The following is an 11,548-nucleotide window of genomic DNA, read 5'->3' as shown; positions in this document are numbered from 1 at the left end:
CTCACCGACGATCGGCCGTCGCGGACCGGTCAGGGGCCGGCAGGGGTGTCGGACCGGGGCGTGGGCCGAGGTCGGCGGCGATCGCCCGGGGCGCTCGTCGGGATCGCCGGCGAGCGCCCGCGCATCGCGACCGCACCGGCCCCGATCCGCGCGAACCGGCCCGGGCTGGTACCCAGTACACGCTTGAAGTGCCGGTTCAGATGCGCCTGATCATAAAATCCCGCGGTGGCGGCGACGGTGTGCGCCGGCATGCCGTCGAGCAGGAGCGTGCGCGCCAGGTCGACCCGACGGCCGGTCAGGTACTGGTGCGGGCCCATCCCGAACTCCCGGCCGAAGGCCCGGATCAGATGCGTCGGATGCGCGAACAGCACCTCGGCCGCCTCGCGCAGCGTGACACCCTCGACGTAACGCTCGTCCAGCAGGTCCCGCAACCGGCGGGCCAGGCCCGGATCGCGCACCTCCGGGGTGGCGCCGACCCGGCCCCGCAGGTGGACGCGCAGCCGCTCGGTGATGAACGCGAGCCTGCTCTCGGTCTCCAACTCCTCGCCGGCGCACGTCAGCGACAGGTGCAGCCGGTGCAGCCGGCGGCGCAGGTCCGGATCGTCGAACACCGGTCGGTCCACGGCCGGGCCGATCAGCGAATGCGGCAGGTGCGAGGAGTCCAGATACAACACCCGCTTGTGGAACCCGGCCGCCGTGGCCGCGGCCCCGTTGTGCGGCACGTGCGGCGGCAGCAGGCTCACGGTCGGTCGCAGCACACCGTGTTCGTGTCGATCCAGATCGTAGCGGATCACGCCGTCGTCGACGATCAGCAAAGTCCACGCGGCGTGCGTGTGCATCGGGTAGGCGTGGCCGGTGATGTGCGCGTGCAGCACCTCGGTGACGCCGGCCACCGGTGGCCGCCACGCCACGAGCTCCGCACCGGCAACCATGTCAGGATCGTACAAGACGGGCCGATGCGGGCCCCGGAAGACTTCGGGGCATGGAATCCGAGAGCGCGCCCGTCCGTTTCGACACCAAGATCGCCGTCCTGCTGCGCGAGGACCTGGCCGCCTGGCAACGACCGAACGTGACGGCGTTCCTGGTCGGCGGTCTGGGCACCCGGGTACCGGAGGTGATCGGGGAGCCGTACACGGACGCCGACGACACCGCGTACCTGCCGATGTTCCGTCAGCCGGTACTGGTCTTCGAGGCCGGGAAGGAGATGCTGACCACGGCACACACCCGCGCGCTCGGCCGGGGCCTGCAGGTGGCGGTGTTCACCTCGGATCTGTTCGCCACCGGCAACGACCAAGACAACCGCGCGGCGGTGCGGGCGGTGCCGCGTGCCGATCTGGACCTGGTCGGCATCGCCGTGTACGGGCCGCGCAACGCGGTGGACAAGGTCTGCAAGGGCGCCGCGATGCACCCGTAGCACGGGTCGAAGGACCCGGGTCGCCGGAAAACACGCGGGACCCGGACCATGTGGGAGGTGGTCCGGGTCCCGCGTCGGTGTGTGGGTTCACTTCCCGGCGATGGCCTCGCGCCATACCGGGCTGTCGACGTAGTGGTTGTCGAACCGCTCGGACGTCGCGCGCAGTTCGGCGAAGTCGGCCTCGCCGCGGTGCACCCGCTCCAGCAGGCGGTAGTAGTCGAAGCGGTCCATGCCGGGCGTGAAGACCACCAGCATCTTGGCCTCGGTGTCCGGGGCCGGGGCGAAGGCGTGCGTGGTGTGCGGCGGCACGAGGAGGAAGTCCCCCGTCTCCAGTGTCACGATCTCCTCGCCGAGCAGGATGCGCATGGTGCCCTCGGTGACGTGGAACATCTCGCTCGCCCGGGTGTGGAAGTGCGCGGGCGCGCCCGGCGAGCCCTTGCTGAACGTCGCCAGGTTCGCGGTCAGCCCGGGGGTGTCGGCCAGCAGCGTGATCAGGCTGGTCGGACCGTCCTGGATGATCTCGGCGTCCCGGGTACGGACCAGGACGGGGACCTCGCCGGTCGCGGCGGCGGTGTTCGAGGTGTTCGCGGACATGGTGGCTCCTTGCATACGGGCGTGCGGGAAAGCGGTGTATCGGTCGACCGGTGTCGATCGAGGTGACGCGTACGGTCGGTGGGGGGTGCTTCGGTGCCTCCTCGGCGCCCGGCCCCGCCGTTCGTTGACACCAATCTACGGTCGCTTTCGACCCTCTGGATGGTGCATTCCGGGATCGAAACAATGGGTCAATTACGAACCCTGGTGAACCCCGGACACGCAAAGAGGGGTTTCGCCGCCCCGTGACGGCGAAACCCCTCCCACGCCCCCGAAAGGAGTCCCGGACGCCTACTTCGCGTCGATCTTGTCCCGCAGTGCGGCCAGCAGATCGCGGAGCAGGCCGATGGTGGTCTCGTCGGTGAGGTTGCCCGCCTCGTCGAAGCGCTCGTGCGACCGGAACGCGATCACCTCGGGCTTGACCACCACGTCGGTGTGCGTCCAGACGAACACCTGACGCAGCGCCAACTGGGCCCGTACGGAGCCGAAGTTGGTGGGTGCGGCGCCCATGATCGCGGTGGGCTTGTGCAGCAGCGGCAGGCCCTCGGTGCCGCTCCAGTCGGTGCTCGCCCAGTCGAGCGCGTTCTTCAGGACGCCCGGGATCGAGTAGTTGAACTCGGGCGTGGCGATCAGCAACCCGTCCGCCTCGGTGATCCGCCGACGCAGATCCGCGGCCGCGGCGGGCCGATCGACCGGGGTGTCCTGGTCCATGTCGTACGGGGGGATCTCGCGCAGGCCCTCGTAGATCTCGATGTCCACCCCACCCGGGGCGAACTTCTGCGCGGCGTGCAGCAGTCGGGTGTTGTGCGACTCGGCGCGCAGGCTGCCGGAGACGGCCAGGATCTTGACGTCGCGCACGCGATGGCTCCTTCGGGTGGTGTGGCCGGGTTCGGTGACCGGATCGGTCGACGGTGCGCCCGTTCCCGGGTGCCGGACCAACGTATGGCCCGTTCGATGTCGGTATGACCGGCCCGACATGCCAATTGGGGGACCGATTGCGACACGCGTGCGACCCCGCGAGGGCGCCCCCGACCGACCCGCCTGCGCTGTGACGCAGGACACGTGCATCCGGCCCCTCCTCGAGATGCGTATGGATCAGGGACGGACGAGACAGGAGGGGAGGTCGGGATGGGACGGCAGGGCCGCGACGGGTTCACCGAGTTCGCCGAGTCCTCGGCGCAACGCCTGTGCCGGACGGCGTATCTGCTGTGCGGCGACTGGCATCTCGCCGAGGACCTGACCCAGATCGCCCTGGAGAAGCTGTACGTGGCCTGGCGCCGCATAGAGCACACCGACCAGCCGCACGCGTACGCGAAGCGGGTGCTCCTGAACGCCTACCTGGATCGCAGGCGCCGACGCAGTTCCACCGAGTTGCCCGGCATCGACGCGGCGGGCCTGGAGCACCGCCCCGACGCGGCGGCCGACGCCGACCTCCCGGACGTACGGCTGACCCTGATCGGCGCGCTGATGCGGCTGCCGCCGAGGGACCGGGCGGTGGTGGTGCTGCGGTATTGGGAGGACCACAGCGTGGAGGCGGTCGCCGAGATGCTCGGCATGTCCACCTCTGCGGTCAAGAGCGCCGGCCCCCGCGCACTGGCCCGGTTGCGCGGAACGCTCGAGGTCAATCCCCTGATCGGCTGAGCGGAGGAGAGCGGTGACGAGCGGGACCGGGAACGACGGCGAGACGGAAGCCGACACGAGAACCGATACGGGAACCGATGTCGACCGGAACGGGAGGCGGCAATGACGGCGGATCGGGTGACACCACGATCCGGGACCGAGTCGGGGCGTGGGTCCCCACTCGGAGCGGACACCGACCTCGACGTCGTGCTCGACGTCGACCCCGGACTCGCGGTGGCCTTCCGGCGGCAACTGCACGCCGAGTTGGGCGGCCGGGACGCCCGCCCGATGGCCGAGGTGGTGGCCCGTGCCACCGCCCGAGGCCGGCGGCGGGTGTGGATCCGCGCGGGCGCCGTCGTGGCGTCGATGGCCGCGGTGGCAACGATCGGGGTGCTCTCGGCCACGATCGCCACGGACGCGGACGCGGGCGAGGCCGACTCGCGGCGGGCGATGTCACCCGCGTCGAGCGGTGTGGCCGAGTCGCGACCCGGGTGGGAGGCCCGCGCGGCCGAGGTCCGGATCGCGAAGGCCCGGGAGGTGATCGCGCGGCAACTGGGGGACCTGCTCGTCGCCCTGCTGCCGCCGGAGGGGACGAAGTCGGCGGTACGGACCGGGTATTCGCCGGAGTACGGCATCTCGGCCGCGCTGACCTGGGACAACGGCCAGGGACCGGCCGGGGTGTCGATGTCGCTGCGCTCGGGCGATCTGGCCGCCTGCGCCCCGGACGCCCCCACCGAACCCGCCCGGATCGACGAGTACGGGCGCACGCACCACCTCAAGTGCGTCGGACCGCTCCGGGACGCCGGCCGCTTCGCGTCGGAGTCCGTGCGCACGACCGGGGCCGGCGCGGTCTGGGGGCAGGGCATCCGGATTCCGTCGGGCCCGACCGTCTTCCGGCTGTTCTGGGCCATCGGCCCGCTCGACCGGGTGGAGACCCCGGACGGGAAACGACCGATGCCGTTGACCGACGAGCAGGCGCAGGCGATCCTGCGGGACCCGCGCTGGTCGGACATCTCCCGGCAGTTGCGGGCGGCCGAACCGGGGACGGGGTGAGCGGGCGCACCATGGGCCGTCGTTCGAAGTTCCGCCCCCCGGCCGGGAGCCGCGCGCGTGCCAGGGCGCGGGCCCGCTCGGACGCCCGCCGGCGGCTGGTGACCCGCGCCTGGGTCGTGGCCGGGGCGGTGACCGCCGTAGCGCTCCTGATCACGTTGATGCCGCACGGCTCCGGCGGTGGCGCGCCGATCGTCGACGCCGGCGCCACCCGGCTCGACGCACCGACCGGGCGTCCGCCCGAGGCCACCCCGGGACCGGACGAGCCGTCGGCGCAACGGGATTTGCCGGTACGGACGTCCGCCTCGCCGGATCCCGAGGCGCAGGCGAGCGTGCCGTTCGCCCTGGACCCCGAACTGCGGCTCGGCGGCACGTTCGTTCCCGTGCCCGGCGAGGCGGCGGCGTCGCGTCCGGGACGGCGGGTCGCCTATCGGGTGGAGATCGAGCAGGGACTCCCCCTGGACGGCGCGCTGTTCGCCGACCTGGTGCAGCGCACCCTCGACGATCCGCGAAGCTGGTCCCGGGACGGGCTCGCCTTCGCCCGCACCGACGGCGCCGCGTCGTTCGTGGTGCGGTTGGCCAGTCCCGGCACCCTGCATCGGATCTGCTCGCCGATCGTGGGCGACACCAGCAGGTCCAACGTGTCCTGCAATGCCAACGGCACACCCTGGGTGATGATCAACGGCTGGCGCTGGGCCCAGGGTTCGACCGCGTACGGGGACGACCTCCTCGGCTACCGCCACATGCTGATCAACCACGAGGTGGGCCACCGCATGGGCCACCGACACAGCACCGGGTGTGCCGCCGGCGGCCTGGCACCGGTGATGATGCAGCAAACCAAGTCCCGGGTGGCGGACAACGGCAGACTGTGCGAGGCCAACCCCTGGCCGTACCCGAACGCCGCCGATTGACGTGCCCGCACACCCTGGGCGCCACGACCGCGTCCCCGGTACTCAGCGCGGCGGGAGCCGCAAATGCCGTCGCAGAAAATCGAGTTGATGGGCCGGCAACCTCTCGAACAGGTTCTCGTCCGTGGGCGCGTGACCGGTACGGATCAGCGGCAGCACCTCGTGCGGCCGTCCGGCGGCGAGCAGTTCGCCGGACAACCGCACCATGTTGGCCGGCCAGACGTTGTCGTCGGCGAGTCCGTGGATCAGCAACAGCGGTCGGCGCAACTCGGCGGCCGAGGTCAGCGGCGAGCAGGCGGCGTAGCGTTCGGGGTGCTCGTCGGGACGGCCGAGGAAACGTTCGCGCCAATGCGTGTCGTACAGGCGCTGGTCGGTGACGGCGCCGCCGGCGATCGCGGCGTGGAAGACGTCCGGGCGGCGCAGGATCGCGGCCAGGGCCAGTGTCGCGCCGAACGACCAACCCCGCACGGCGACCGTGGAGGCGTCCAACTCGCCGCGCTGTCGCACGACTTCGGTCAAGGCGGCGACCTGGTCGGCGAGCACCGGGCCCAGGATGCCGCCGGCCACCTCGCGCTTCCAGGCCGGACCGCGCCCCGGCGTCCCGCTGCCGTCGGTGATCAGCACGGCGAATCCCTGTTCGGCGAACCACTGGGAGACGAAGGCCATCGGGCCCTGCTGGGCGGTGACCCGCTGAAGGGCCGGGCCGCCGTACGGGTCGACGAGCACCGGCAGCGGCGGGTCGCCCGCGCGATGCCACGACGGCAGCAACACCTGGCTGTGCAGGCCGCGTTCGGTGGTGGTGATCCGGGCCGCGCGCAGCCGCAGGACCGGCTCGGCCGCATACGAGCGGATCGGCACGGCGGGCCGATCCGCACGCAGCACGCGCGTGCGGGCGCCGGGGCGATCGGGGGTCCGGGCCGTGTGCACGAGCGTGCCGGCGCGGCGCACGGCGGTATGGACGCCGACCTCCCCGTCGAGCCGTTCGGCGCCGGCGCCCGGTCGGTACGGGGCGGGGGTCGGCGACCGGCCCCTCGACGGGCAGCCGACGCGCACGCCCGGTCGGCACGTCGACCACCCACAAGCCGTCCGGCAGTACGAACGCGGCGAGCCGAGCCGCGTCGTCGCCGGCGTAGGCGGCGATCCCGGACCGGCCGGCCGCGGTCGCCGAGCGGGCGGGATCCAGGAGCAGTCGCTCCGTGGCGGTGTCGAGGTCCAGACACCACAGGCAGCCCACCGGATCCTCCCCGGAACGACTGCGCAGGAACAGCACCGACGCACCGTCGCCGGACACGGTGAACGCGGTGGGCAGACCCGAGGTGAACCGCCGAGTGCGTACGAACTGCCGGGGCAAACCGATCATCGACATGCGCTACGGACTGACCGCCGGGCCCGGCCCCACCGAATGTTTCGCCACCCGGCGAAACGACCCGGGCCGTCCGGTCGACGGGCGCGCCTCGCGCCGGTCGCCACGTGGACCGGTGTCTTCGGGCTTTCGCACCGGCTTCGCACCGCTTGCGGCCCTTCCGGCACACGGGGCCGACGGCCCGGTTGTGCACCCGCGCCGCTCACCCATGGTCACCGGCCCGGTTCGGGGCGTAGCGCTCTCGACGGCGGGCATACCGGGTGTCGGGGGTCAACCCGGCGATGCCGAAAGCCGGTTGGTCCCCTTCGCACGCGCGCCGGGCCGTGTGTCAGGGTGCTGTCATGGGGGAGAAGCCGCGTGCCGATCGGCCGAGTCCGCCGCGCGTTTCCCGACGTCGCCGGTGGGCCGCGCCGGCGGTTGCCGTGATCGCGGTCGGCGTCGGCGGGACCGCGCTGCTCAATGCCGCCGGGGACGCGCCCGCACGGTTTTCGGCGAGCGTCGACCCCGCGCCGCCGCCCGCCCCCGTGGACGTGGAGGGCTGCCCCCGATGGGTCGACCCGACCACCCCCGACCGGCGACTGCCCAACCACGCCGCCCCGGCGGACCCGTTCGTCCCCGGTACGCCGCGCTCCGCCGTGGTGTGCCGCTATCCCCGTGACGACCGACAGGCGCGGCATCGCACGGACCTGGCCGGCACGCGCGCCCTCCCGGATCCGGCCGAGTACGCCCGGGCGCTGCGGGCTCAACCCGCCCTGCCCACCGGCGGACTCGCCTGCCCCGGGGCAGGTCGCCAGGCGGACTACGTCGTGATGTTCGGGTACGACGACGGCCTGCGCCACGGCGTGCGGGTGATGTCGTCCTGCCCGATCGCCGCCGACGCGCGCCGCGCGGTCCTCCCGGACGCCGAACTGGTCGCCCGCCTGGACGCGTTGTTTCCCGAAGCGGCCTCGGGCCCGGGTGAGCCCCCGGCCCCGGGGCGGCTCGTCGGCCGATGACCGTGGGGTCAGTGGGCGAGGCCGCCGACGAGGGAGGCCATGGCGGTGCCCAGGGCCTGCTGTGGGTCGACGCCGTCGGCGGCAGAGGCCGTGCTGTCCGGGGTGGTGAGGGCGATGTCCGGGGACGGGGTGCCCGCGTTCGCGATGGGGGTGGCGAGTGCGGCGGCGCCCGTCGCCAGGACCACGGCGGCGAGGATGCGTCGAGTCTGGGTCATACCGTGCTCAACGCCGGGATCGGCCGGGGGCTACGCCATGTCACCCGTCCGGGCCTGCGCGGGCACGGGCCGCCCCGGCGTACCCCGGCGCTCGTCCCCGGCGCGGAGCCCGCGCGTTCCCCCCGGCTCAGCCGGGCCGTCGCGCCTCGAACAGCACCCGGGTCGAGTGCGCGACGAACGGTCCGTCTCGTTCGATGAGTTCGTGCAGGTCGTGGAGCCGATCCCGGTAGGCGTCCACGGTGAAGCCGGGCACCAGCCAGATCACCTTGCGCAGGAAGTAGACGACCGCGCCGACGTCGAAGAACTCCATCCGCAGCCGTTCCATCCGTAGATCGACGACCTCCAGACCGGCGGCCCGCGCGTCGGCGCTCTCGGTGTCCGGGTGTCGACCCTCGCGTGCCTCGGGCTGCGGACCCAGGAAGTATTCGATCAACTCGAACACCGAGGCCGGGCCGACATGCTGGGCCAGATAGGTGCCGCCGGGTCGCAACACGCGGGCGATCTCCGGCCACCGGATCGTCGCCGGATGGCGGCTGGTGACCAGGTCGAAGGCGGCGTCGGCGAACGGCAGCGGTGGCTCGTCGGCGTGGGCGACCACCACCGCGCCGAGCGGGTGCAGCAACGCGGTGGCCTTGGCCACGTTCGGCGGCCACGACTCGGTGGCGACCATGGTGGGCGGCAACTTCGGTACACCGGCCAACACCTCCCCGCCGCCGGTCTGGATGTCGAGGGCGGCGGACACACCGGCCAGACGTTCGCCCATCAGCCGCTGATACCCCCACGAGGGGCGGGACTCGGTGGCCCGTCCGGCAAGCCAGGAGAAGTCCCAGCCGGCCACGGACACCGACTCGGCCTCGGCCGTCAGGTCTGCAAAGGTGCGTGACATATCCGCATCAATACCGCGCCGCGAGGCATCCGGCAAACGCTTTCCGCCCCCGACCCGTCGCGGCAAAACCGGCCGCGCGCGGCCGGTGCGGGATGGCGACGAAGCCCACCGTCGCCATCCCGCACCGCACAGCCCGGTCGTCGCCTCAGCCGACGAACTCCCGGTCCCCGTAGTGGATCGTGGCCCGCGACCAATCGCCGCCCAGGGTGCCGACGAAGCGCTCGACCAAGGCCGCGTCCGCGCGGTCGGCGACCAGGATCAGCTTGCCGCCGCGCACCGTGACCGAGCCGCCGAAGAGGCGCTCGCGCGCCTCCGGGTCGGCGGCCAATCCGTCGTGCAGCCGCCGCACGCTCACGTCCGGCACCTCGACCTCGATCGCGTCCACACGCGGGGAGTCGGCGCGCAGGTACTCGAAGGTGAGCACCGACTCCTGGTCGTAGCGCTTGCGCAGCACGTCGGCGATGTGGTTGAGCCGCGCGGCATCGAGGCCGTCGACGTCGAACTCACGCGAGCGCTCGTACGTGATGTTCTGCGCCTCGTCGGACCAGAACACCCCGTCGAGCAACGAGGACTTGTCCGGGTCGGCACCGTGCGCGCGGATCGTCGCGCGCACCTCGCAGGCGAAGCGGTTCAGCCGCGTCCGCAGCCGGGGATCGTTCGGATCGCTGATCACGGCGGTGTTGTCGGTCACGAAGACCTCCGCCACCGGCAGATGCCGGCGCGTGTGCCCGGGCGAGGCGTCGGCCACGCAGGACGGGCTGTGCGCGGACGCGGCGACCGCGCCCTGGGCGCCGCCGGCGCCGATGGTGATGCCGAACGCGAGGACAAGGGCGGCGGGCCAACGCTTCATACGGGATTCCCCCTGGATGCATGGGTCGTCGTGGGACGGATGGACGGACGAACGACGGGACGGGTGCAGCGCGCGACCATCGAGACGATCATGAAACAGAAAGATACCGGCGAGTCGCCGCGACCGTGCACAGCGTCACCGCAACACCGGGGGATCGCGGCGGTGTTCCGGGCGCGGTTCGGCGGGAAACCGAGTACGCGTACTCAGGCCCCCGTCCGGCCGAGGGGCCAGGATGGCGACCGTGATCGACCGCACCGCGTACCCGAACCACCCGCATCCGACGTGGCGGCCGCCACAAAAGCCGCCGCGCCCGCGGCCGCACGGCGTCCGGTACGCGGCGCCCGCCGCGGCGGCCGGGGCGAGTGTGCTGTGCGCGGTGGCCGCGGTCGTGGTCCGGTTCGGCGCCCGGGTGGCCGGGTCCCTGCGCGACACGAGCACCTACGGCGACGGCTCGCCGGTCCCGCCGCACCCGTGGAACGACCACCAGGGCACGATCGACCTCTGGCTGCTCGCCGCCGTGGTCACCGCCGCCCTCGCCGCGGCCTGCTTCGTCGGGACGGCCGTTGCCCGGGGTCGAGCGAAGCGCCGCCGAGGGCTTGGATCATCATCGTCGTAGAGGTTCCCGGCATCGTCGTGGCCGTCGACGCGTCTCGTCGTCGGATGCGGCGCCGCCGCCCTCGCCCTCGTCGTCGGGAAGAAGATCGGAAAGCACATGACTCGGTCGCGCACGTTCACCTGGCAGGACCCGAAGCTTTCCGCGGACGCCGTGGGCACCATGTCCGGTCTGGACTTCCTGCGCGAGATGGTGGCCGGACGACTGCCCGGACCGCCGATCGCGGCCAACCTCGCCTTCACCCTGGAGGAGGTCGAGGAGGGGCGGGCCGTGTTCGCCGTCGTCCCGGGCGAGGAGCACTACAACCCGATCGGCAGCGTGCACGGCGGCCTCTACGCCACCCTGCTCGACTCGGCCGCCGGCTGCGCCGTGCACACCACCCTCGCCAAGGGCGTCGGCTACACCTCGCTCGACCTCTCCACCCGGTTCCTGCGGCCGATGACGGTGGACACGGGCAAGGTCCGGGCGATCGGCACCGTGCTCACCCGGGGCCGGCGCACCGCCCTCGCCGAGGCCGGCCTGTACGACGCGAACGACCGCCTCCTGGCCCACGCCACCAGCACGTGCATGCTGTTCGACCTGCCGACGCCCTGACCCGAGCGCTTTCCGGGTCGAACGCGGTGCCCGGGCGAAACGCGGCCGGGGCACCGGCGGGACCGTGGTCCCGGCGATGCCCCGGTGTCCGTGGTGGTCGAGCGGTGTGTGTGCTCGCGCGCGACCGCGACTCAGTCGCGGACGACGGTGACGTTCTCCGCCTGGGGACCCTTGGGACCCTGGGTGACGTCGTACTCCACCCTGTCGTTCTCCTCCAACTGCTTGAAGCCGGTGCCCTGGATGGCGGAGAAGTGGACGAAGACGTCCGGACCGTTGTCATCCTGCTCGATGAAGCCGAAGCCCTTGTCCGCGTTGAACCACTTCACCTTGCCTGTTGCCATCGTTCATTCCTTCATCTGATGCCACGACGCGCGACGGGCGCGTCCGCCGGAGCCTCGTCGCGACTGCGGCCCCCGAGATTTCCCGCCCGGCCGGCGGCGAAACACGCG

15 protein-coding genes are annotated in these 11,548 nt (G+C 72.4%); 7 read left to right on the top strand and 8 right to left on the bottom strand.

What is annotated here, in order from left to right; translation table 11 throughout:
• Positions 1–29: 29 nt before the first annotated feature.
• On the bottom strand, positions 30–932 hold the full coding sequence (locus B4N89_RS31565) for a helix-turn-helix domain-containing protein (RefSeq protein WP_078979899.1): 903 nt from the start codon (positions 930–932) through the stop codon (positions 30–32).
• 50 nt (positions 933–982) lie between these two features.
• Here B4N89_RS31565 and B4N89_RS31560 point away from each other — a divergent pair, with 50 nt between their 5' ends.
• Positions 983–1,414 (top strand): DUF2000 domain-containing protein, encoded by a 432-nt coding sequence (locus B4N89_RS31560; RefSeq protein WP_078979898.1) that lies wholly within the window; start codon positions 983–985, stop codon positions 1,412–1,414.
• A gap of 87 nt (positions 1,415–1,501) precedes the next feature.
• On the opposite strand, the gene B4N89_RS31555 is transcribed toward B4N89_RS31560, so the two are convergent.
• Both B4N89_RS31555 and B4N89_RS31550 read right to left on the bottom strand, forming a co-directional pair.
• Positions 1,502–2,008 carry a cupin domain-containing protein gene (locus tag B4N89_RS31555; protein ID WP_078980641.1) on the bottom strand — a complete coding sequence of 169 codons (507 nt, stop codon included), beginning with the start codon at positions 2,006–2,008 and terminating at the stop codon, positions 1,502–1,504.
• 288 nt (positions 2,009–2,296) lie between these two features.
• Entirely contained in the window at positions 2,297–2,863 is a 567-nt protein-coding gene (locus B4N89_RS31550; RefSeq protein ID WP_235619024.1) for an NADPH-dependent FMN reductase, read from the bottom strand.
• A gap of 270 nt (positions 2,864–3,133) precedes the next feature.
• Between B4N89_RS31550 and B4N89_RS31545 the strand changes: the two genes are divergently transcribed.
• From B4N89_RS31545 to B4N89_RS50110, 3 genes are all read left to right on the top strand, one after another.
• Positions 3,134–3,646 (top strand): SigE family RNA polymerase sigma factor, encoded by a 513-nt coding sequence (locus tag B4N89_RS31545; protein ID WP_078979896.1) that lies wholly within the window; start codon positions 3,134–3,136, stop codon positions 3,644–3,646.
• Positions 3,647–3,748: 102 nt separating this feature from the next.
• Positions 3,749–4,678 carry a hypothetical protein gene (locus tag B4N89_RS50115; RefSeq protein WP_078979895.1) on the top strand — a complete coding sequence of 310 codons (930 nt, stop codon included), beginning with the start codon at positions 3,749–3,751 and terminating at the stop codon, positions 4,676–4,678.
• An 11-nt stretch (positions 4,679–4,689) separates the two neighbouring features.
• Complete coding sequence (locus B4N89_RS50110) at positions 4,690–5,586, top strand: DUF3152 domain-containing protein (RefSeq protein ID WP_078979894.1); 897 nt, start codon at positions 4,690–4,692, stop codon at positions 5,584–5,586.
• A gap of 42 nt (positions 5,587–5,628) precedes the next feature.
• Here B4N89_RS50110 and B4N89_RS31530 read toward each other — a convergent pair whose 3' ends face one another.
• Complete coding sequence (locus tag B4N89_RS31530; protein ID WP_235619023.1) at positions 5,629–6,531, bottom strand: alpha/beta hydrolase family protein; 903 nt, start codon at positions 6,529–6,531, stop codon at positions 5,629–5,631.
• An 837-nt stretch (positions 6,532–7,368) separates the two neighbouring features.
• Between B4N89_RS31530 and B4N89_RS31525 the strand changes: the two genes are divergently transcribed.
• Positions 7,369–7,941, top strand: a complete 573-nt coding sequence (locus tag B4N89_RS31525; RefSeq protein ID WP_078979893.1) for a hypothetical protein — start codon at positions 7,369–7,371, stop codon at positions 7,939–7,941.
• Between the two features lie 8 nt (positions 7,942–7,949).
• Here B4N89_RS31525 and B4N89_RS31520 read toward each other — a convergent pair whose 3' ends face one another.
• The 3 genes from B4N89_RS31520 to B4N89_RS31510 form a co-directional block, all read right to left on the bottom strand.
• Positions 7,950–8,156: a hypothetical protein gene (locus B4N89_RS31520; protein ID WP_078979892.1), complete on the bottom strand. Its 207-nt coding sequence runs from the start codon at positions 8,154–8,156 to the stop codon at positions 7,950–7,952.
• Positions 8,157–8,283: 127 nt separating this feature from the next.
• Positions 8,284–9,042: a class I SAM-dependent methyltransferase gene (locus tag B4N89_RS31515; RefSeq protein WP_078979891.1), complete on the bottom strand. Its 759-nt coding sequence runs from the start codon at positions 9,040–9,042 to the stop codon at positions 8,284–8,286.
• Between the two features lie 145 nt (positions 9,043–9,187).
• Positions 9,188–9,892 (bottom strand): hypothetical protein, encoded by a 705-nt coding sequence (locus B4N89_RS31510; protein WP_201261039.1) that lies wholly within the window; start codon positions 9,890–9,892, stop codon positions 9,188–9,190.
• Positions 9,893–10,124: 232 nt separating this feature from the next.
• On the opposite strand from B4N89_RS31510, the gene B4N89_RS31505 reads away from it, so the two are divergent.
• Together B4N89_RS31505 and B4N89_RS31500 are read left to right on the top strand one after the other, a co-directional pair.
• A complete protein-coding gene (locus B4N89_RS31505) occupies positions 10,125–10,508 on the top strand; it encodes a hypothetical protein (protein WP_078979889.1) in 384 nt (127 codons plus the stop codon).
• Between the two features lie 96 nt (positions 10,509–10,604).
• Positions 10,605–11,099 carry a PaaI family thioesterase gene (locus B4N89_RS31500; protein ID WP_078979888.1) on the top strand — a complete coding sequence of 165 codons (495 nt, stop codon included), beginning with the start codon at positions 10,605–10,607 and terminating at the stop codon, positions 11,097–11,099.
• A 131-nt stretch (positions 11,100–11,230) separates the two neighbouring features.
• Here the strand turns inward: B4N89_RS31500 and B4N89_RS31495 are convergent, their stop codons facing one another.
• Positions 11,231–11,440, bottom strand: coding sequence for a cold-shock protein (locus B4N89_RS31495; protein WP_078979887.1), 210 nt, complete (start codon positions 11,438–11,440; stop codon positions 11,231–11,233).
• Positions 11,441–11,548: the final 108 nt, after the last annotated feature.

Origin of the sequence: Embleya scabrispora (assembly GCF_002024165.1) — a bacterium.
Lineage (GTDB): Bacteria > Actinomycetota > Actinomycetes > Streptomycetales > Streptomycetaceae > Embleya > Embleya scabrispora_A.
Note: the sequence above shows the minus strand (reverse complement) of the source record. Positions and strands in the feature narration are given on the sequence as shown.